Origin of the sequence: Deinococcus roseus (assembly GCF_014646895.1) — a bacterium.
GTDB classification, from domain to species: Bacteria; Deinococcota; Deinococci; order Deinococcales; family Deinococcaceae; genus Deinococcus_C; species Deinococcus_C roseus.
On sequence record NZ_BMOD01000001.1, the window covers coordinates 34,975 to 56,174 of the forward strand.

A 21,200-nucleotide genomic window follows, 5' to 3' on the forward strand; every position below is an offset into this window, starting at 1 on the left:
TCCCCCGGTGCGTTGGCACCGGGGGAGTGTTCATTTCAAACCCACATCAGGGCACCTGATACACCACATTTCGGTAAATGAAATGCCACTTGCCAGCAAAATATTTGTAATTTTCCACAGGCAAATAATCGGTGATGGCGAAAGGCTGGCTGGACAGGGTGTTGCCCTCCGGGTTCAGGGAATACAGGGTGCTGCCATTCTGGATCAGCAACTGGCCTTGTGGACCCAGGGCCACAAGGCGGCTCATGCTGGTGAAAAACGTCATGCGCTGTTTGATGCCATCGGGTCGTTTCAGCCAGACCTGCAGCACGCCAGAAGCATCTGGATCGGTGTAGGCGATGTAACCGCTGTTGATCAGGTAATTGTTGCGATAAAAGGTGCCAAAATGGTTCAGTTCGGTGGAGCGGCTCTGGCCCAGGGTCTCCTCTACCCCGTTTTTGACGGACACAATGGTAAACTTCCCTGATTTCACCAGGGCAAAGACCGCGGTGGTGCCATCTGTGGTGGGTTCTGTCACCGTGCCATCGCCAGCAGCGTGGTGGGTCCACTGGTCAAAAGAACCATTGTTGTAGGCGTACAGCTGTCCATCTGCACCCACCCAGACAAACACGCCATTGGCGGCCAGGGGATCGGGGTCCACTGCAAGGGTTTCATAGGTGAACACCTTCCGCTCTGCTGGCACCTGCACCTGTACTCCAGTGCTGAGGTTCTTGCGGTACAGCACTTTGTTCACTGGATCTTCCCACAACAGGTACTCCCCGGCCACCCTGTAGTTGCTGAGGGGCCCTGTATAAAAGGGCGTGCCTGGATTTCTGCTGTCGTAAAGGTTGACCATGCCGCCTGCCGGAGCATCCCGGGCCACCACCCCAAAAGGCGTGAGCAGGGCATCGGTGTAAGGGGAAATCCCGGCAGACACCTCTCCTCCAGAATTGAAGGCCCGCACGGTCAGGACAGGCTGTAAACCTGTGCGGTTGTCATAAAGCAGGCGACCGGAATCCAGGTCCAGAATGGGTCCCGGAGTCACCTGAAACATGACATATTGCGGGTGCACCACATGCATGTTGTAAGTCGCAGCTGTCACCCTGTTGCCTGCTTTATCGGTCACCTCTATGGTGAACAGCTGGTCCTGTCCAGCCCACGGAGTGAGGTCGAGGGTGACATCCAGGGTGTTCAGAGCCACAGCCATGACCTTGGCGCCGTTGCGCAGCACCCGGATCATGCATTCTGCGGTGTTGTCGGTGCAGGTGGCAGACAGTTGCAGGGGACCACTGGTGGTGTAGTCACCCGAAGGCATGGACAGGTTGCTCACCACAGGAGCAGGATCCCGGAAATTCTGCGGAAGCCAGACGCGCTCATTCCCCAGGGCATCTTTGATTCGGATTTTCAGATGGTATTCTCCCGCTGCAGGAAGCCCGCTGTAATCTACGGTTCCCTTCCACTGGCCAGCATCCAGGGTGAACAGGCTGGTTTTTCCCGTTTCCACCATGGTCACTTCCACCTCTTTGATTTCATAGGTTGAGGTGATGGTGATGGTGGCAGGACCCTCGCGAGAAAAGGACACCACTGGATTCTTGATCAGGGTCTGGACTCCAGAATTGGCAACCACTTCCAGCCCAACTGTGGCTTTGACATTCGGTCCCTGGCTGAATTCCAGCAGCACAGGACCCGTGCTGTCCAGTGGAGCCGTGTACAACCCGGCATCGGTGATGGTTCCTCCTCCACTGACCACCCTCCAGTGGACTGGATCGGGAGATCCTGAGCCCAGTTGCAGAACCTTTGCCGCAAACTTCGCAGTGTCTCCCTGCTCGACTTTCACATTGCTGGAGGTGATGTACACCCCCGAATTGGCAATGATGTACACCTTGACGGTGGCGGTGTTGCTGGGGTCGGTGTTGGAGGTGACGCGGATGGTCGCGGTGCTGCTGGTGGGATCCAGCGGAGCCGTGTAGGTGGCCACACCTGTTCCTGCTTTGGGTTTCAGGGTTCCCCCACCCTCTTCAATGCTGAAAGTCACGTTGGTGAGGGTCTGGGCCGAAATTTCAGTGCTGCCTCCGGGGGCCAGGAAAGGCTGAATCACCCTCGGATTGATTTTGACGGCATCTGCGAGAATGTTCACCGTGACCGTCACTGGAGCACTCAGGGTGGAATTGCCAGATGTGTCAAAAGCCTGGGCTTTGTAGGTGTGAATCCCATTTTGAACCTGGGTGTAATTGAAGGTGTGCTCGTAGGGGGCTGTGGTGTCGGTGCTGATCAGGGTGTCGCCTTCATAGAAATCCACTTTCTGGATGCCCACATTGTCGGTGGCATCTGCAGTCAGTTTCACGGATTCTGCAACCGTGACATTGGTCTTGCTGGCAAAAAGCAGGACATTGGGGGTGGTGCTGTCTATGGTGTCAATGTTGACGTTCACTTTGACCGTGTTGCTGGTGCCTGTGTTGTTGGCTGCATCGAACGCTTTTGCCGTGTAGGTGTGGTCTCCATTGTTGGCTTTGGTGTAATTGAGGTTCAGCTCGTAAGGAGCGGAGGTGTCTTCCCCGAGCTTGTTGGCCCCCTCATAGAATTCGACTTTTTTGACCCCCACGTTGTCTGTGGCTGCAGCTGTGAGTTTCACAGTCCCGGGGGCAGTCACAGCTGTACTGGAAGCACTGAGGGTGACACTGGGTGGCGTTTTGTCAGGTGCAGGTCCCGGGGGGTTGCATCCTGCCAGGACCGTCATGCCCAGCAGCGCGTGAACGAACAATTGTGGCCTGTAACGCATGTTCATGGTGCCTCCTCTGCAATGCAAATCTTGATTTGAAACTGTACGTTCCATTTTAGGGGCACAGCCAGCTGAAAAATGTGCACAATTTGCATCCTGCAAACTTTCACACGTCTTCAGCAAAGTACAGACCATCGAAAACCACCTGCAAAACCACCTCTCAGCCGTCCTGCAGGTGAAAAAAGCAGCTCAGTTCATCTGGTAGATGCCATTCTGGAAGATGAAATTCCACTTGCCATCAAAGAACTTGATGCGCTCTTCCAGCAGGGTGCCAGAGAAGGGAGGATCCCGGGTAAGCAGCACTTTGCCTTCTCTGTCCAGCACCACAAACTTGAGGCTGTAAAAACCATTCTGCTGGGTCAAAACCTCTCCATTTTCATTGACCGCCAGGATTTTAACGTTGGTGTTTGCTGTTGCATTGGTGATCTTTCTTCTGATCCCATCCGGCCCCCGCAGCCACACCTGCTTGATGTTGGAAGCATCCGGGTCCAGGTATGCCAGATGCTGGTCATTGAGGGCATACTCCGCTTCTTCCCAGCTGCCCAGAGAGTTGGACACTTCAGGACTCAACACCTGCTCCTGTCCATTGCGGTTTTCAAGGGTGCTGCGCAAGTAGGAGGTGCCCAGCGTGAAAACCACGGATGTTCCATTGTTTTCCTGATGCAGCACCATGCGGTTGGCAACCTGGGTCAGTTTGTTCAAAGACTGGTCAAACTGGTAAAGCTGGCCATCTGTGCCCATCCAGGTAACCACCCCATTGGCGGCCAGATTGCGGCCATCATCGGTCATGTACCAGCTTTCGAGATTGACCTCGATCTGTGTGACTTCTCCAGTGGTCAGGTTCTTGCGAAACACCCCTGCATCGGAAGACCACAGCACAAATTGGCCCACAGCCTGAAAATAAAACACCGGGCCTGTGATGGGCTGGTCAGGAAACCGGATGTCATACAGCGCTGCAAATGATCCAGGCATGACCGCCCGGTACACGGCTCCCGTGTCGGTCAGTCTGGCATCAAAGCCTGTGTCTGCCTGATCTGTATCGGTCAGGTAAGCCCCTTCAGGGAAAGAAACTTTGATTTGCTGGCCGGTTTTGGTGTTCAGCAGGACCAGAGCTTTCCCATGCTGGTAATCTTCGTAGAGCACGCGATCTGCATCCATGTCAAACACCCGGCCACTGAACAGGTGGGTCATCTGGTAACTGGGGTTGGTCAACTGAACTTCATAATCCACAGCAGCAATGTTGCCATGAAGGTCTGTGGCTTTCACCGTCAGCAAACTGTACACTTCATGTTCACGCAGCGGGCCAGGCACCTGGACCATGGCATCCAGCGCATTGACCCCCGCAGCCAGCACTTTTCCATCCTCTGCAATCACTTCAAGCTTGCAGGGGCCAGATTCGTCTGTGCAGGTTGCAACCATGTGCATGGGACCGGAAGTGCTCAGGCGCATGGTGGGATCGTAAGACAGATGGGACAGCACAGGTTTCGGGTTGTGAAAAAGCCGGGCTTTCCAGATGCGCTGGTGCCCTGCATCATCGGTGATTTTTCCCTGCAGGTGCAGTTCTCCAGAGGGCTGATCTTTCAGGTTCACCTCTCCAGACCACACCCCTCCTTTGTATTCAAAGGGGAAAACCTTGCCTGTTTCCAGCACTTTGATTTCCACTTCCTTGATGCCAACAGTGGAAGTGATGGGCAGGGTGACTTTGTAACCGGGATGCTCCGACCAGTACAGCACGTCTTCCACAAAACGGTTCCAGTCCACGTTCATGGACTCCCGGTATCCGGAATCTGGCACGACTTCCAGTGAGACATACCCCTTGACCGTTCCACAGGTGTATTCCAGCGTCACCATCCCTGTGGCATCACCGGGAGCAGTAAAAATGCCATAAACATCAATGCTGCCCTTGCCACTGGCCACCTTCCAGGGTGAAACACAACTGTCAGGCGTCAATTGCAACAACCTGGCAAAGACACGGGTCTGGTCTTCCTGTTCCACCAGCACATTGTTGACCCTGAACACCACCCCCTGATTGGTGGTGGTGAAGACCTGCAGGGTGGAGGTGATGGAAGGTTGCTTGCGGAAAGTGGCTTTGATGGTGGCAGTGGCCGAAGTTACACCTGTTGGAGCCGTGTATTCAAATGCTCCAGGGGTTTCTGTGGCTTTCAGGGTGCCCGGACCTTCCAGCACAACATCCACATCCTGAAGGGATGAAGAAATCAGGGTGGTGGCTCCCGGAGATAAAATCACCGCCTTTGCAGTGAGCTGCAAGAAGGCATTTGCCGAAATCGTCACCTGCACCACCACTGTTGCCTGGGCAAAATTGCCTGCAGTGTCAATGGCTTTTGCCGTGTAGGTGTGTTTGCCGTTGCTGGTCTGTGTGTAATCCAGGCTCAGGGTGTACGGTGCAGTGGCATCGCTGGACAGCAGAACATCACCCTCATAAAATTCCACCTTCTGCACAGCCACATTGTCTGAGGCTTCTGCTTTGATGGTCACATTCTGCAGGGCATCAACGTAAGTGTCGGAGGCCATGACCGTGACTGCAGGAGGGGTGCTGTCCAGATCCACAATGTTGACGTTCACTTTGACGGCACCACTGTTGCCTGTGTTGCTGGAGGTGTCAAAGACCTTGGCAGTGTAAGTGTGCTCTCCGTTGTTGGCTTTGGTGAAATTGAGGTTCAGCTCATAGGGGGCTGTGGTGTCTTCCCCGAGCTTGCTGGCCCCTTCGTAAAATTCGACTTTTTGGACGCCCACATTGTCGGTGGCAACTGCGGTCAACTTGACAGGGCCTGCTGTGGTCACGGCTGTGCTGGAAGCGTTCAATGTGACACTGGGTGGCGTTTTGTCAGGTGCAGGTCCTGAAGGGGCACAGGCGTTCAGCAAAATTCCTGTACAGCACAGGGCAAACCAGCCGGGAAAAAAAGGCAATTTTTTCATTTTTTCTCCTGAGGTTCAATGGATTGCTGTTCTCTGGTGCCAGTCTATGGATTTCAGTGTGGTTTTGCTGTGCTGAATTGACCAGAAGCAGGTTCATGAAGATGATGAACTCCATTTCTGTCGATATATCGTTGACACATCTTGACAAGCATTCTATCTAGCAGTATCTTCGATATATCGAAAGGAGTGCACATGCACCGCAAAGCTTTTTTCATTCGCCAGAGATGGCACCATCAACAGGAACACCACCACAGACACCATCCCCATGCCCATGGAGGTTTTGAAGGAGGACCAGAGCGTTCTGGCTTCCGTCCAGAACACCGTGAAGGCCCTGAGCATCATGGACAACACGACCCGAGGGTGCAGCGCTGCTCCCCTTTTGGAGAGCATGGCCGCCGGGGTTTCATGGGTCATGGCAGAGGAATGGGCAGAGGGTCCGGCCCCAGGGTCAAACCCGGCAATGTCCGGGCAGCCATTCTGGCCTTGCTCTCTGAAAGCCCCTTCAACGGCTACCAGATCATTCAGGAAATTGCCCAGCGCAGCGACAACGTCTGGAAACCCAGCTCCGGCTCGGTCTACCCTGCCCTGCAACAACTGATCGATGAGGGCCTGATCCAGGAAACCGTGTCAGAAGGCAAACGTGCCTTCGCCCTCACCGAGGCAGGCAGCCTGTACTGTGCAGAACACCCCGAAGAAGTCTCTGCTCCCTGGAAAGTGGTTTCAGAAGGGGTCAGTGACGCGGTTTTTGATTTGCGTTCTGCCCTGGGTCAGCTGTTTCAGGCCACCCAGCAAATTGCCCAGGTGGGCACCCCCGAGCAGGCTGCACAAGCCAGCAAAGTGCTGGTCAGGGCCCGCAAGGCCCTGTACAAACTGCTGGCCGAAGACGACAACGAAGAATAAAATCAACCTTCTCAAGCACAAATTCAAAGCACAAAAAAAGAGCCTGACATCAGGCTCTTTTTGCTGGTTGTTGCAGGATCATGTTTCAGGCCAGTGAGGTTTTCAGGCCACCCAGCTTCTCAATTTCCAGGATTGCTTTTTCAATGCGGGCAGTGTCCTGGTGTTCTTCACGGGCGTAACTGAGCACCTGCCGGAGTTCGCTGTGGGCGGTGCTCAGCAGTTTCTGGGCCAGGGCGGGTTCACTGGCGTTGTAGAATCTGGCTTCTGCCAGCAAACGCTCTGCGGTGCGGATGGCCGTACAGGCTTCTTCAAAAGGAATTGGATTTTGCAGGGATTTCATGGGAACCTCTCCAGGGAAAACAGGGACAGCAGGTCAGGAAGGTGCATCAAATTGTGCTGGAAGTGGGCTGAACGTCAGAAGGGGCTTCTTCTGTGTGCAGTGATTCCAGTATAGCTTACAGTTGTGCAACATTTGTCCCCTCTGTCTCATTTGATTGTCCAGAATCGCTCAACACAGGTCAATCAGTAAGATGACCAGGAGCAAGAAACTCAATATACACATGATGCTTCTGATATCACTTGCAACAAAAACCATATCTTTGGCAAATTACACCATTTGCTGTTGATGATCATTTTCAGAAGGGGGTTTCAATGAAAAATGGCAAGCCCGCAGCCTGCCATCAAAGTCTTCCTTGAGGTCTTTTTTGCCTGCCGACAACCCCGATTTATTCCTGTCTGGGAGGGTATTCGTTCAGGACAAGCCAGTACATGCCCAGTTGCAGGGTGGCATCCATGAAGTGCTCAAAATCCACGGGCTTGCGGATGTAGCTGTTGGCCCCCAAATTGTAGCTGAGCACCATGTCCTCATCCTGTTTGGAGGAGGTGAGGATCACCACTGGAATCAGTTTGGTGGCGTCGCTGGAACGGATTTTTTCCAGCACCTCCAGACCGTTCATCTTGGGGAGTTTCAGGTCCAGCAGGATCAGGTGGGGCAGTTCTGTGGGGTTGCGGTGGGCATATTGCCCCTGGCAGAACAGGTAATCCACAGCTTCCACGCCATCACGGACCACAATCACTTCGTTGGCAAGGCGGCTTTTCTTGAAGGCCCTGAGGGTCAAAAGTTCATCGTCTTCGTTGTCTTCAACCAGCAATACCACTTTTTTCATGCCTGTTCTCCTGAATCTTCCTGATGTTGAGGGATGGTGAAGAAGAAAGTGGCACCTTTGCCCACTTCGCCCTGTGCCCACACTTTACCACCATGGCGGTGGATCACCCGCTGAACGCTGGCCAGACCCACCCCGGTGCCCTCAAATTCTGCGTTGCTGTGCAACCTCTGGAACACCCCGAACAGGCGGTCCAGGTTGTCCATGCTGAAACCTGCTCCATTGTCTTGCACAAAAAAGACTTCAGGTCGAGGTTCTTCTGCTGCTTCTGTTCCCGGCATCCGGCCAAATTGAATTTTCGGATGCGCTGTCCTGGAGGTGAATTTCCAGCTGTTGCCCAGCAAATTCTGCAACACCACCCTCAGCAGGGTGGGATCACCAATGGTGGCCATGTTCGGTTCGATGTCCACCTGCACATTGCGTTCTGGCTCTGCAAATTGCAGGTCTTCCAGCACGCTCTCTGCCAGCTGGGAAAGGTTGACCTTCTGGTGGCGCATTTCGGTGCGGGAAATGCGGGAGAGGTGCAGGATGTCGTCAATCAGGCGGGCCATGCGGTCGCTGCCTTTCTTGATGCGCTCCAGGTAATCCTGGCCGGTTTCATCGAGCTGGTCGTGGTAATCTTCCAGCAAGGCCTGACTGAACCCGTTGAGGCTGCGCAAAGGTGCCCGCAGATCGTGCGAGACACTGAATGCAAAAGCTTCAAGTTCCCGGTTGATGAATTCCAGCTCCTGGGCCTTCTGAATCACGTCGCGATTCAGCTCTCTTGCCCTTTCGTTCAGGGAAAGGTTGAGTTGTTTCAGTTCCTCTTCGGCCTTCTTGCGTTCGGTGATGTCCCGAACAATTCCTGTGTAGAAACGGCCTTCTGGAATGTCCCAGTGTGAGATGGAGAACTCGATGGGAAAACGGCTGCCATCTTTTCTCATGCCCACGGTTTCTGCAGTCAAACCAATTTCAGGAGCCTGTGCAGGCTGCTCTTGCTGGGGTTGTCTGAGCTCTGGTGGACTGAGGACGCTGGACGGCTGTCCCAGGATTTCTGCTTCACTGTAACCGTACATTTCAGTGGCATAACGGTTCCATCCCAGAATGGTTCCAGCTGAATTGATGATGATGATGGCATCATGGGCAGATTCGGTGAGCACCCGGTAACGCAATTCGCTGTTGACCAGTTGCTGGCTGGATTCCTGTTGCTGCAGGTCACTGCGGTGCAAAGACCAGCCCAGGTAATACACCATCAGGGTGAAGATCGCTATGACGCTCACCGTGAACAAAACAGACCCGAAATCCGTACCGAACAGGTTGTAGTAAATGGCTTCGAAACGCAACCAGGACAGCAGGGCGGGCACCGCAATTGCGGCAGGAATCAGGCGGCGCACCACGGCCCCTCCCGCGGTGCGCTGGCGCATCAGGTTCACGATGCTCCAGTCTGCCCGTGCACACCAGAACCCGAGGCACAGCAGCATGAACGTGTTGGCGGTGCTGAGGGCCATCTGGGCTTTCCAGCCCATGAAGGTCAGTCCAGTGATTCCAAACAGGTAGCTCAGGATCGAGAACAGGGACAGCAGAAACACAACGAACACCAGCACCTCTGAGGGCCACCTGCGTTCGTCGCGACGCACATCCATGATGGTGAGGGCCACCCCCAGCAGCACAAAAGACAGGGCTGTGGGCACGGCAATGTTGTTGACTTTCAGGTCTGGCATCCCGAAAAGCCACTGGAACAGCCAGTCGTCCAGTTTGAAGTCCTGTCCTGAGACCCACGAGGCACAAACCAGCAACCCCACCACCATCTGGATCAGGGCCAGCACGATCACCACAATGCGCATCTGGGTGCGTGCCCCACTCACCAGCCACAGCGCAATGGCACACAACACAAAATTCAGGGCAGTGAGGGGGTTCATCATCACTGCAGTGGATTGTCCCCACTCAGGATGGAACCTCCAGCCCACAATGATCCACAGCCCGATGCCCAGCACCGAAACAGCAGTGAAACGGGCCAGAACCTCAGCAGAAAAAGGCAAACGGTTGCTGGTGGGCGGGGTGCTGACTGCGCTCATGGTCTTTCCTCCAGGGCAGGCAAAGTGAAATATAGGGTGGCACCTTCCTGGGGTTTGCCTTCAGCCCAGATTCTTCCGCCGTGCCGCTCCACAATGCGTTTGACCACGGCAAGCCCCATGCCATTGCCCTCAAATTCCAGGTTTCCATGCAAGCGGTGAAAAGGCTGAAACATCTGTCCGGCAAACCTCATGTCGAATCCCACCCCATTGTCTCTGACGTAATACACGGTTTCTTGCTCCTGCACCAGAGACCCCACCCGAATGACCGGATGGGGCTTTCCAGCAGAGAATTTGAAGCTGTTGGTGAGCAAATGCTGCATCAGGGTGCGGATCAAAACCAGATCACCATACACCTGCATGTGCCCCTCTATCTGGAGGTCGATGTCCTGCTGTCCAGGACGCGGCAAACTGGAAGCCACCCTGGAGGTCAGGGCACTGAGATCCAGCAAATTCACCTGCATGGCAGCACGCGTGACCCGAGAGTAATCCAGCAAATCATCCAGCAAGTCTCCCAGGCGCTGGCTGGCCTTGCGGATGCGTTGCAGGTAACCACGGGCCGTGTCATCCAGGCTGTCGCCATAGTCTTCCATCAGGGCCTGGCTGAAACCGTCCAGACCCCTGAGGGGGGTGCGCAAATCGTGGGCCACACTGTGGGCGAAAGACTGCAAATCCCGGTTGGCGGCTTCAAGTTCCAGGTTGCGTTGGTGCAGGTCCAGCAGCAACTCCTCGGTTCGCACATTCAGGGCAGCGTTGAGGGTTTGCAAATCCTCTTGCCGGTCAGGCAGCATGAACTGGGAGGCCGTGATTTCACGGGTGAGTTCAGCTGTGCGGTCCTGGGCCACAAAAAGCAAGCCCACAGGCTCACCGGAATGCCCCACAATGGCTTTTCCCGTCAGGCGAATGGGTTTTTTGACCTCCTGGATGCCAATCCAGTGGTCCACATGGAGCAATTCATTGCTCTTTGCCTGATCCAGCAGGTGGATGGCCAGGGTTTTGCTGTCCGCCTGATAAATGTCCAGCTCTGAAAGGGCGGGAAAGGCCTGTTCTGGCGCAAGTCCCAGCAGTTCTCTGGCGCAACGGTTGTGCCCGATGGGCTGGCCTTGCAGATCTGTCACCCACCAGGCATCATGGCCCTGGTCTTTCAGGGCATTCAAAATCAGGGTGCTGTCTGCAGGGCTTGCCTGCTGGTCTGTTTTCTGGTCTGGAGGTACAGCAGAGCTTTGTTGCTGTGCAAAAGTGCTCTGACGGATCCACAGAACCCAGCACAGCCATCCGCCTGCCAGCATGCCTGCCACAGCGACCACCAGGGCCTCCAGCAAAGTCATGTCTTCCCTTCTGGCACATGGCTTCCCACTGCCCTTCTGTTGGTCTCAAAAACCATCAAGGGGTTGGGGGGGGCAGCAGGGTCACAGCACAATACCATCAGGGTTCCTCCAGTTTCAGGGGGCAGGCATCACAAAATAACACTTTGCAGGACATGCCACCACTGGCCTCTCAGCAAGGTTACAGCGGCTTGTATAGCAGACTGCATGTTCAAATACAATCGCTTAAGGTCCCATCCTGCATCCTGAATGTGCTGTAATCTCAGTTGAAGACCACCTGTGGAAACCCACGGGTTTCAGGTGAGCCCCCTGGGTTCAGGCTCTGCTTCATACTCGGGTCCACACTCTGGCAGCAAAAGGTTCCACAGATGACATTGAAAGTTCTGATCGTAGAGGACAATCCCGATGATTCTGAATTGCTGATCAGACGCCTGCGCCGTCTGGCCGATCACTCTTTTGAATTCACCGTCGCCCCCAGTGGACAGGATGGCTTGCATGCCCTGACCCTCAGCACCCCGGAACTTATTTTTCTGGATTTCAATCTCACAGACATGAACGCCCTGACTTTTCTGGAACGTCTGTCCAGGCTTCCCCTGAAAACCGTGGTGATCACCCTCACCGGCAACGGGGATGAAAAATCTGCTGTCAGTGCCCTCAAAGCCGGGGCCATGGATTACCTGAGCAAAAACAACCTGGATTCCGAGACCCTCAAACGCACCATCGATTCTGCCCTGGAGCGCCACCGCCTGAACGAACAACTGGTCAGCACCCAGTTGCAGATGTCCCGCATGATCCAGGAAACCCCGGTGGGCATGTGCCTGCTGGATGCAGACCTGAATTTTCTGACCGTCAACGAAAAATTTGCCCAGGTGGCCCACATTCCTCTGGAGGACATGGCAGGCCACACTTATTCCAGTGTGCCCAGTCCCCTGTTGCAACAGCTGGAATGGATGTGCAAACGGGTGCTGCTTTCAGGGCGTTCTTTCCGGGACATGGAAATCAGCACCGGCTACGGAATGGGCACCGAGTTCCATCTGGTGAGCATTTATCCCATTTCCAACCAGCCTGGCATGATCCAGTGGATTGGCATCACCGTCACGGACATCACCCGGAGCAAGCGGGATGCCCTGCTGTTGCAGGAAAGCCAGAACCAGTTGAACCTGACCCTGGAAGCCACCCGGGTGGGCACCTGGAAATGGGACCAGAGCAGTGGCGAGCTGAGCTGGCTGGGTCAGACCGCGCACATTTTTGGCTTTCAGCACTTTCCTTCGCAGCCCATGTTGCAGGACCTGCTGGACCACCTGCACAGTGAGGACCAGTCTTCTTTCGAGGCATGCTTGCATGACAGCCTGCAAAGCAACCGGGATTTTGCCCTGGAAATCCGCATTCCCCGGCCAGATGGCAGCAACCGCTGGGTGATGACCCGGGGCCGCCCGGACCTCACCGCTTCCACCCCACAGGTGCTGGGCACCCTGGTGGACATCACCGACCTGAAAGAAGCCGAGCTGGCCCTCAGGGAGATTTCGCAGGCCCAGCAGCGTTTTGTCAACGATGCCGCGCACGAACTGCGTGCCCCCTTGACGGCCATTCAGGGCAACCTGGATTTGATTCACCGCTACGCCAACATGGCAGATGAAGACAAAGAAGAAGCGCTGGCAGATGTGGCCCGCGAAGCCACCCGCCTTTCGCGTCTGGTGCAGGACATGCTGGCCCTCGCCAAGGGAGATGCGGGCACCGAACTGCGCATGGAGGAATTCTCTGTGGGAAGTGTGCTGGACGATGCTGTTCGTTCCACCAGCATGCTCACCCGTGCCCACAACCTGCAGGTTTCAGACTTCGAAGATGTGAACATCCTGGGGGATTATGACCGCCTGAAACAGGTGCTGGTGATCCTGCTGGACAACGCCTCCAAGTACACCCCGGAAGGCGGAGACATCCGGGTGCATCTGGAGGTTCAGGGGCAAAAAGTGCTGCTGCATGTCTCAGACACCGGTATGGGCATTGCAGAAGAAGACCAGCCCAGGATCTTTGAGCGCTTTTACCGGGGGCAGCTTTCCAGAGAAAAAGACCCCGGAGGGACCGGACTGGGCCTCCCCATTGCCCAGTGGATCATCGAAAAGCACGGTGGGAAGATCAGCCTGCAAAGCCAGGTGGGAAAAGGCACCACCCTGACCGTGCATTTGCCTGTTTTGAAAGAAGTGGCATCTTCTTGACCCTCAGCTTTCTGTGGGGGTGTGCTCTGTTGAGGTCACACCCCGTTCCTGCAAAGCCTTTGAGATTTTCTCAAAGCTGATCCCGTGCTGTGCAGCAATGCGTCGGGCATAACTGACCCCCTGGGGCAGCCCCTGACGGATCCGGTAGGTGGGCTGGATTTCCCCCTCTGGATCGGTTTCCACTTCTGCCACCAGACTGACCACCCGCGCTGCTCCTGACACGCTGGCATTGATCTGCTCAAAATTGCGGGCCAGTTCATGGAAGTGGGTGTTGAAAATGGCCCTGGCCCCCAGAAACCGCAGGCCCCTCACCACATCTTCAGCCAGAAACAGGCTTTCTGTCAGGTTGGTGCTGGTGAGGGATTCATTGAGCAGGATCAGACTGTGTGAGGTGGCTTTCTGAAAGACCTCCCCCAGACGGGACGCTTCCTCGCCAAAGCGTCCCGTTTCCAGATCGGGGCGCTCCTCCACCGGAAAATGGGTGTAAATGCGGTCCACCGGGCTGATTCGGGCCTGCGATCCAGGGACATACCATCCGGCCTGAAACATGGCCTGGGCCAGACTGACCGCCTGGGTGTAGGTGGTCTTCCCTCCCCGGTTGGGTCCGGTGACCAGAAAAATGCGACCTGTATCCGAAAAATCCACAGGGTTGGTCTTGATGGTGCCTTTCAGATCTGCCTGTGACACACCTGATCGGGCCAGATGACGGAGGGCCAGATTGATGTTGAAGCTGGCTTCAATCTGGCAGGTTCGCTCTTGCATGGGGGCAATCTGGGGTTTGCACATGGGCAGGCCACTTTGCTGAATTCGCCGGATGATGGAGGTCGCTCCCAGGTAAAAGTGAAATTCGGGTTCCAGACGGGCCAGCAGCTTGCCACTCAGGCTGGTGTACTGGGCCAGCCCCTTGGAAATGGGTTTTGCCACATCCCCGATGATGCGGGCCAGATCTGCAAAAAGGGGATGCAGCAGGGTGTCTTGCCGTTCATGGTGCTGAAAATGCGCTCCACCGATGTGTTCCTGTCTGAACGGGAGCACATGCAATGGGCCCATCCCATTTGAACTGCCTTCTTTTGGACGGGTCCCAAACAGCCTTCCCAGCAAGGGCGCACCCTTGAAAGGCTCACCGTGCACCGCCAGCAAAGTGGCTTCCACAGGTTTGAGCTGGGCGTCCAGGTTCACTCCAATGCTGATGCTGGCCAGACCACCAAAACGGGCCTGCATTTCAGGCAGTTCCTTTTTGAGAGAAGCAAACAGGGGATCCTGCTGGATCGCTTGCAAATGATGGTGCAGGTCCCTGAGCCCCTGGGATTTGAGGGGGACACCTTGCAAAGCCTCCAGCAACCCCTCCACGCACTGCAGGTACAGTTCCAGTTCACCCAGCCGCCAGCTCACCTCATGCAGCGGACTGAGCCTGCGGTCCCGGCTGGCCACGTAATCCGTCAGGGTGGTGATCTGGGGCAGCACCGCTTTTAAACGGATTTCCAGCTCAGGATGGAACAGCACATCTTCCAGCACCTCCTGGCGGTAACCAATCACCTGCTGATCGGTGCAGAGGTCAAGCAGGGCTTCTGCCAGCACCGCTCCAGGCTTGACCCCGCTGGAGAATTTCAGGAACTCCAGCAGCTCAGTCAGCCCCGTGTCCCTGATGCTGTTTCCAGGCCAGTTGCGGGATGCCGGGCTGGAGGGTCTGGTGTTCTCGGGCCACAACAGGCTGAGGTCCTGTCTGGGCTGCGGCTCGCTGTGAAGTTGTGGGGTCATCTGGCATCCAGCATAGACCTTATTTTTGCCCTGAACTGTTGTGAAGGGCCATTTTGCTGGCCCCTTTTCCCTGGAACTTTGTGTTCCAAAAATTCCCTGCCTATGCAAGTGTTTTTGTTGACCTGCTGCCAGACGCTGCGTTCATGCGTTGACGAGACAAACGTTTCTTTTCAGGCTGCCGGGGAATTGGTGTAAATTATACACATGTCGAAGAACCCCACTGAACTTGCTGCTTACAGGGCCCTGCAGGCCCATTATCAAAACATTCAGGGCAAACACCTGCGCGATTTCTTTGCCGAAGATGCCACCCGCGGAGAGCGCCTGACCGCCGAGGCAGACGGCCTCTTTCTGGATTACTCCAAAAACCGCATCACCGATGAAACCCTGAAACTGCTGCTGGACCTGGCCCGCGAAGCCGGACTGGAAGAGCACCGCGAGAAAATGTTTTCTGGCGAAAAAATCAACACCACCGAGAACCGTGCCGTGCTGCACACCGCCCTGCGCGCCCCCAGGGATGCAACCGTTCTGGTGGACGGTGAAAATGTGGTTCCAGAAGTGCATGAAGTGCTGGACCGCATGGCCGCGTTTGCCGAAAAAGTGCGCTCTGGAAGCTGGGTGGGCTTCACCGGCAAACCCATCAAAACCGTGGTCAACATTGGCATCGGTGGCTCTGACCTGGGTCCTGTGATGGCCTACGAGGCCCTCAAGGCCTACACCCAGCGGGACATCACCTGCAAGTTTGTGTCCAACGTGGACGGCACCGACTTTGCCGAGGCTGTGCATGGCCTGAACCCCGAAGAAACCCTCTTTGTGGTGTCCAGCAAGACCTTCACCACCATTGAAACCCTCACCAATGCCCACAGCGCCCGCTCATGGCTGCTGGCAAAGCTGCAAGACGACGACGCTGTAGCCAAACACTTTGTGGCCGTTTCCACCAATGCTGCAGAAGTCAGCAAGTTCGGCATTGACACAGCCAACATGTTCGGCTTCTGGGACTGGGTGGGGGGCCGTTACAGCATGGACTCCGCCATCGGTCTGTCCCTGATGATCGCCATTGGAGCAGCAAACTTCCTGGATTTGCTGGCGGGCTTTCACGCCATGGACCGCCACTTCCAGACAGCCCCCCTGCATGCCAACCTGCCTGTGCTGATGGGCGTGATTGGCGTGTGGTACAACAACTTCTTTGGTGCAGAGAGCGTGGCCATTCTGCCCTACGACCAGTACCTTTCCCGCTTCAGTGCCTACCTGCAACAGCTGGACATGGAAAGCAACGGCAAATACGTGCGGGTGAATGGTGAAGTGGTGAACTACCAGACCGGACCCATCGTGTGGGGACAGCCCGGAACCAACGGCCAGCACGCTTTCTACCAGCTGATCCACCAGGGCACCAAACTGATTCCTGCAGATTTCATTGGTTTTGCCCAGAGCCTCAACCCCTCTGGCCGTCACCATGACCTCCTGATGGCCAACTTCTTTGCCCAGACCGAAGCGCTGGCTTTTGGCAAAACCAGCGAAGAAGTTGCTGCAGAAGGCATCACCGGAAGCCTGGTGCAGCACAAGACCTTCGAGGGCAACCGTCCCACCAACACCCTGCTGGCCACCAGATTGACCCCTTTCGTGCTGGGTCAGCTGATCGCCCTTTACGAGCACAAGGTCTTCGTGCAGGGCGTGATCTGGGACATCAACAGCTTTGACCAGTGGGGCGTGGAACTCGGGAAGGTGCTGGCCAACCGCATCACCCCAGAACTGGAAGCCGCCCAGACCCCTGAACTGCACCATGACAGCAGCACCAACCACCTGATCCGCAGGTACCTTGCCCTGAAATAAGCCTTCCTGCTGCGTTGAGCTGTGTGGATCTGTGAAAGAGGAGGATTCCGCAGAATCCCTTTGCAAAAAGCATCAACCCGGGAAACAGCCGCTCGTTCCGTCAAATGCTCTGAACAGCAAATTCCCCTCCAGCTGGAGGGGAATTTCTTTTGTGGCTTCAAACTGGAATCACCAGATTGCACTGGAGGTCATTTGCACTGGAGGTCATTTGCACTGGAGGTCACGGGTGATGGTCTCATTTTTGACCACTGTGAAGGTGCCATCGCAGGTGAAGATGGTCTTGCCTGGCTGGTAGCCATCCCGGATCACAGCATGCACGGTGTGCACCCCAGAATCCAGGGTCTGAGAAGACAGCACATTGACCAGACTGGCCTGGAAATCAAAAACAACCGGAGATTCTACAGTGGTGCCAGAAACGGTCACTTCGGCCTGGTAGGTTCCCCTGAGTGCAGGTGGCGCAGGTGGATCGCCATTGATTTCTGCCAGGGCCTTGTCAATGCGCAAGAACTTCACATCGGGCAATCTGGGATCGCTCAGGGTGTCTCCGCTGTGCAGCAGCGCTCCCACCACCTGGTTCCAGGTGGCATCAGGTCGTTTGCTGAACAACAAACCTGCCGCTGCAGCTGCCAGAGGTGAACTGAAACTGGTGCCCGAGCTCTGGTGGTAGGTGGTCTGCAAAGAACGTGCCTCGTCGAAGCTGCCCATCAGCATCAGCAGGTCTTCGCCGGGAGCGACCAGACGCAGGTGCCCACCATAATGGGAGAACGAGCTTTTTTGCTGGTTCACATCGGTGGCTCCCACACTGAGCACATGGACACTGTTGGCTGGGTAGGCCACAAAATTTTTGCCGTTGTTTCCCGCAGACACCGTAACCACCACTCCAGCATCATGGGCTTCTTTGAGCACCTGGTCCAGCACCGGATCAGACACGATGCTGGAGCACACTCCACCACTGCTGATGCACAGGCTGAGGTTGATCACTTTGGCCCCTTTTGCAATGGCCGTGCGGATGCCTTTGGCAATGATGTCGGTGCTGGAACCCCCTTCAGGGGTGTAAATTCCGATGGGAATCACCTTGATGGGGCTTTGCTTGTTGCCATTGAAATTCAGAGAGGCCACCCCGGTGGTGTTGTTGGTGGTGGCCGCAATGAGACCCACCAGGGACATTCCATGGGATGTCCCGAAAGGTTCTTGATAATAGGGGTCATCGTTCTGCAGGGCTGGATTCAGGCAATGTTCTCCAGTGTCGGTGTTGCATCCAATGGGCTGCAAATCCAGGCTGCTCAGGCTCAGGTCTTCATGGTGGGTGTATCCATCGTCCAGCACAGCCACTCTGGTGGTGGTGGTGGTGCCTGTGTCGTTCCAGGCTCCGGTGGCCCCAATCTGGTCCAGGTACCACTGGGCACTTTGAGGATTGGAAGGCACAAAAGGGTTCTGCCAGTAAGGATCGTCTGGAACGGCCAATTTTTCATAGCGGTAATTGGGCTGAACCCTCAACACCCCAGGCAGGGCTTGCAGTTCTGTCATGCTTTTTGCCCGCATCAGGGCCTGCGTGGTGCTTTCGGAGCTGGAAACCACTGCTGTAGAGCGCAGTTTGCGCAGGGCAGCTGAACTTTCAAAGGTGACAATGTATTCGCCAGGAATGACGGCAGCCGTCTGACCCTGGGAGGTGATGCCTGCAGGAAGCACCAGATTGAGGGTGACTTTTCCCTGCCCGTCTGGCGGGACCACCAGGCAATTGCAGCCTGCCAGCAACATGCAACCCAGAAGGGACAGCTTTTGAAGGGGGTTTTTATTCATCAAGATCTTTTCGATTATATCCAAATCGTGTGAACTTGCATGAAGCCACCTCAGCTCCCTTCAGACCATGCGGGTGTGGTTTCTTCCGTTGCCTTTGACGTTCAGCAGGGCACCATCGGCCCGCCTGAACGCACTTTCGGCATTGTCCCAGGGTTGAACCCTTGTGACCCCCAGGCTGACCGTGATGCGCAATTCATTGATGAACTCATGGCCTTCCACGCTGGTCCTGAATTTTTCACACAACCGGGAGGTGTCTTCTGGGCTGATGTCTTCCAGAATCACGCAGAATTCTTCTCCTCCCCAGCGAAATGTCCGTCCTTGCTGAAAAGCCTGCTGGGCCAGTTCAGCGATTTTTTGCAGGATCAGGTCTCCCACGTCGTGCCCCTGCCGGTCATTGATGCGCTTGAAATGGTCGATGTCAAACACCACCAGGTGCGTGGAATGCTGGTGTTCCACGGCCTGCTCCAGTTCCTGCTGAAAGGCCCGGCGGTTGGGAAGGCGGGTGAGGGGATCAATCACCGCCAGTTTTTCTGCATCCCGCCTCTTGCGGCTTTCTTCCTGCATCTGACCGTACACGTTGTGAATGGCCCGGCAGATGATGATGGCCATGGCCCCCTGAATCGCCACATCCAGGGCTTTGAGGTTCTGAAAGCCATGCTGGTTGAGGATCCAGAACAGGGTCACGGTGCCCAGAAAGTAAGCAAAGCTGATCAGCAAAGAAAGCAAAGGACGGGCGTTGTACACCACGGTCCAGTGCCACACCATCACGATGCCCCAGGCAGGCAGCAGGTACAGTCCGCTGTCGGGTTTCACCTGTGGAGAGAGCCACACAAAGTTCAGGGTGATGGCCACCATCCCCAGTTGTCCCCAGGTGGAAATCCAGTCCAGCACACCCAGGTAGGCCTCACGGTTTTTCAGGTACAGGCCCAGGGAAAGCAGCATCATGCCCAGGGCCAGGGTCACCACCAGCTGTTCTGCTGGATCTTTGATGTAAAACAGGTGATGCACTGTCAGCAGAATGGCGGCTGGCAGCAGAAAGCTGTAATTGTGGTGCTTCAGGCGGGTCAGGAGGCTTTGCTGGGTGGACATGGGTTCTCCCATCAGGAGTCTTTTCAGTGTGACAGATTCGCTTGACTTTGGCCTCAGGTTCAGTTAGATGACCTGAGCACCATCCAGTCTGAATGGTGCATGGTGCAGGTTTTCCCTGTTTTTTTCGCACTTCTTCATGCCTTCCTGCACAGGTTTTGACGGATTCATTCATGAGATGTTGGTGATTCCCGGAAGGAGAATGTCCAGGCATGAAAATGATTTTCATTGCCCTAGTGCAGGGATTTCGCTCTGCAGGCTTTTGGGATTTCATTGACAAACGCTTTCAGGCTGTTGGATAATGGGCAAACGATTTCACCTGCGGGGTCCCATGCGCAGGTTCCCAGGACACAGCATGAAAAGAATGGTCACCTTGGTTGAAGTAGCACAGGAAGCAGGAGTCTCTCCCAGCACCGTCTCACGCATCCTGAGCGGCACTGCCAATGTCAGCATGCGCAAACGTCACGCCGTTGAAGAAGCCATTCGCAAACTGAATTACCAGCCCAACATCATTGCCAAGGGTCTGGTTCGGGGCCTCACCATGTCCATCGGAGTGCTGACCCAGGACATCTCCAGTCCTTTTTACAACGATGCCCTGCTGGGGGTGCAAGAAGCCCTGCAGGGCACCGATTACGTTCCGGTGTTCGTAGACGGGCACTGGCATCCCAGAGACGAAGAAACCGCTGTGCAGCGCCTGATGGGTCGGGTAGATGGCCTGATCATCATGGGGGGCAGTCTGGCAGAAGACACCCTGAACCGCCTTGCAGAAAACATTCCGATCATTGCCATTGGGCGCAAGATTCCCAACCTGGAACACCGCAGCCTGATGCTGGACAACTATTCAGCCACCCGCAAACTGATGGAATTCCTCTTCGAGCTGGGACACACCCGCATTGCCCACATTGCTGGACCCAGAGACCACCCGGATGCCATCGAGCGTTTGCACGGCTACAAAGATGCACTGGAAGCTGCCCGTCTGGAAGTCACACCAGGCCTGATTGTGGAGGGAGATTACCATGAATCTGCTGGCCTGATTGCGGTGGCCACTTTGCTGGAATCCCGCACCATGTTCACGGCGATCTTTGCAGCCAACGACCAGATGGCTTATGGGGCCAGACTCGCTCTGTATCGCCGGGGCATCCGGGTTCCTGAAGAAGTTTCCCTGGTGGGTTTTGATGATGCCAAAACCTCAGAATATTTCTCTCCTCCACTCACCACGGTCAAACAGCCCATGCATGAACTGGGAAAACAGGCTGCAGGGGCCTTGCTGCAACTGATTGATGGGGATGAAGTTCATCTGGAATCCCCGGAACTGCAACTGGTGATCCGGGAATCCACCAAACGACTGCGCTGAAACATCAGAACACACGATGAAGCCATAA

General features: G+C 55.5%; 13 protein-coding genes. 4 read left to right on the plus strand and 9 right to left on the minus strand.

Annotated elements, in window-relative coordinates:
• Positions 1-46 precede the first annotated feature (46 nt).
• Positions 47-2,764, minus strand: coding sequence for an Ig-like domain-containing protein (locus IEY52_RS00180; RefSeq protein ID WP_188998029.1), 2,718 nt, complete (start codon positions 2,762-2,764; stop codon positions 47-49).
• A 183-nt stretch (positions 2,765-2,947) separates the two neighbouring features.
• On the minus strand, positions 2,948-5,695 hold the full coding sequence (locus tag IEY52_RS00185) for an Ig-like domain-containing protein (RefSeq protein ID WP_188998032.1): 2,748 nt from the start codon (positions 5,693-5,695) through the stop codon (positions 2,948-2,950).
• Positions 5,696-5,887: 192 nt separating this feature from the next.
• Between IEY52_RS00185 and IEY52_RS00190 the strand changes: the two genes are divergently transcribed.
• Positions 5,888-6,595, plus strand: a complete 708-nt coding sequence (locus tag IEY52_RS00190; RefSeq protein ID WP_188998035.1) for a PadR family transcriptional regulator — start codon at positions 5,888-5,890, stop codon at positions 6,593-6,595.
• Positions 6,596-6,680: 85 nt separating this feature from the next.
• Here IEY52_RS00190 and IEY52_RS00195 read toward each other — a convergent pair whose 3' ends face one another.
• The 4 genes from IEY52_RS00195 to IEY52_RS00210 form a co-directional block, all read right to left on the minus strand.
• Positions 6,681-6,935 carry a hypothetical protein gene (locus IEY52_RS00195; protein ID WP_188998038.1) on the minus strand — a complete coding sequence of 85 codons (255 nt, stop codon included), beginning with the start codon at positions 6,933-6,935 and terminating at the stop codon, positions 6,681-6,683.
• 385 nt (positions 6,936-7,320) lie between these two features.
• Positions 7,321-7,761 (minus strand): response regulator, encoded by a 441-nt coding sequence (locus IEY52_RS00200; protein WP_188998041.1) that lies wholly within the window; start codon positions 7,759-7,761, stop codon positions 7,321-7,323.
• Positions 7,758-9,812, minus strand: coding sequence for a sensor histidine kinase (locus tag IEY52_RS00205; RefSeq protein WP_188998044.1), 2,055 nt, complete (start codon positions 9,810-9,812; stop codon positions 7,758-7,760). The genes IEY52_RS00200 and IEY52_RS00205 overlap by 4 nt, the downstream gene beginning before the upstream one ends.
• Complete coding sequence (locus IEY52_RS00210; RefSeq protein ID WP_188998047.1) at positions 9,809-11,137, minus strand: sensor histidine kinase; 1,329 nt, start codon at positions 11,135-11,137, stop codon at positions 9,809-9,811. Before IEY52_RS00210 ends, IEY52_RS00205 begins: the two co-directional genes overlap by 4 nt.
• Positions 11,138-11,502: 365 nt before the next feature.
• Here IEY52_RS00210 and IEY52_RS00215 point away from each other — a divergent pair, with 365 nt between their 5' ends.
• Positions 11,503-13,347: an ATP-binding protein gene (locus IEY52_RS00215; protein WP_188998050.1), complete on the plus strand. Its 1,845-nt coding sequence runs from the start codon at positions 11,503-11,505 to the stop codon at positions 13,345-13,347.
• 3 nt (positions 13,348-13,350) lie between these two features.
• Here the strand turns inward: IEY52_RS00215 and IEY52_RS00220 are convergent, their stop codons facing one another.
• Complete coding sequence (locus tag IEY52_RS00220) at positions 13,351-15,105, minus strand: MutS-related protein (RefSeq protein ID WP_188998053.1); 1,755 nt, start codon at positions 15,103-15,105, stop codon at positions 13,351-13,353.
• Between the two features lie 204 nt (positions 15,106-15,309).
• On the opposite strand from IEY52_RS00220, the gene pgi reads away from it, so the two are divergent.
• Positions 15,310-16,932 carry a glucose-6-phosphate isomerase gene (gene pgi, locus IEY52_RS00225; RefSeq protein WP_188998055.1) on the plus strand — a complete coding sequence of 541 codons (1,623 nt, stop codon included), beginning with the start codon at positions 15,310-15,312 and terminating at the stop codon, positions 16,930-16,932.
• Positions 16,933-17,136: 204 nt separating this feature from the next.
• On the opposite strand, the gene IEY52_RS00230 is transcribed toward pgi, so the two are convergent.
• Complete coding sequence (locus IEY52_RS00230) at positions 17,137-18,732, minus strand: S8 family serine peptidase (RefSeq protein WP_188998058.1); 1,596 nt, start codon at positions 18,730-18,732, stop codon at positions 17,137-17,139.
• A gap of 60 nt (positions 18,733-18,792) precedes the next feature.
• A complete protein-coding gene (locus tag IEY52_RS00235; protein ID WP_188998061.1) occupies positions 18,793-19,821 on the minus strand; it encodes a GGDEF domain-containing protein in 1,029 nt (342 codons plus the stop codon).
• Between the two features lie 352 nt (positions 19,822-20,173).
• Here IEY52_RS00235 and IEY52_RS00240 point away from each other — a divergent pair, with 352 nt between their 5' ends.
• Positions 20,174-21,172, plus strand: coding sequence for a LacI family DNA-binding transcriptional regulator (locus IEY52_RS00240; protein ID WP_188998063.1), 999 nt, complete (start codon positions 20,174-20,176; stop codon positions 21,170-21,172).
• Positions 21,173-21,200 lie beyond the last annotated feature (28 nt).

Bases quoted from the DNA above. Each gene is read 5' to 3' on its own strand.
- IEY52_RS00180 (WP_188998029.1), bottom strand. From the start codon at position 2,764: ATGAACATGCGTTACAGGCCACAATTGTTCGTTCACGCGCTGCTGGGC.
- IEY52_RS00185 (WP_188998032.1), bottom strand. From the start codon at position 5,695: ATGAAAAAATTGCCTTTTTTTCCCGGCTGGTTTGCCCTGTGCTGTACA.
- IEY52_RS00190 (WP_188998035.1), top strand. From the start codon at position 5,888: ATGCACCGCAAAGCTTTTTTCATTCGCCAGAGATGGCACCATCAACAG.
- IEY52_RS00195 (WP_188998038.1), bottom strand. From the start codon at position 6,935: ATGAAATCCCTGCAAAATCCAATTCCTTTTGAAGAAGCCTGTACGGCC.
- IEY52_RS00200 (WP_188998041.1), bottom strand. From the start codon at position 7,761: ATGAAAAAAGTGGTATTGCTGGTTGAAGACAACGAAGACGATGAACTT.
- IEY52_RS00205 (WP_188998044.1), bottom strand. From the start codon at position 9,812: ATGAGCGCAGTCAGCACCCCGCCCACCAGCAACCGTTTGCCTTTTTCT.
- IEY52_RS00210 (WP_188998047.1), bottom strand. From the start codon at position 11,137: ATGACTTTGCTGGAGGCCCTGGTGGTCGCTGTGGCAGGCATGCTGGCA.
- IEY52_RS00215 (WP_188998050.1), top strand. From the start codon at position 11,503: ATGACATTGAAAGTTCTGATCGTAGAGGACAATCCCGATGATTCTGAA.
- IEY52_RS00220 (WP_188998053.1), bottom strand. From the start codon at position 15,105: ATGACCCCACAACTTCACAGCGAGCCGCAGCCCAGACAGGACCTCAGC.
- pgi (WP_188998055.1), top strand. From the start codon at position 15,310: ATGTCGAAGAACCCCACTGAACTTGCTGCTTACAGGGCCCTGCAGGCC.
- IEY52_RS00230 (WP_188998058.1), bottom strand. From the start codon at position 18,732: ATGAATAAAAACCCCCTTCAAAAGCTGTCCCTTCTGGGTTGCATGTTG.
- IEY52_RS00235 (WP_188998061.1), bottom strand. From the start codon at position 19,821: ATGTCCACCCAGCAAAGCCTCCTGACCCGCCTGAAGCACCACAATTAC.
- IEY52_RS00240 (WP_188998063.1), top strand. From the start codon at position 20,174: ATGAAAAGAATGGTCACCTTGGTTGAAGTAGCACAGGAAGCAGGAGTC.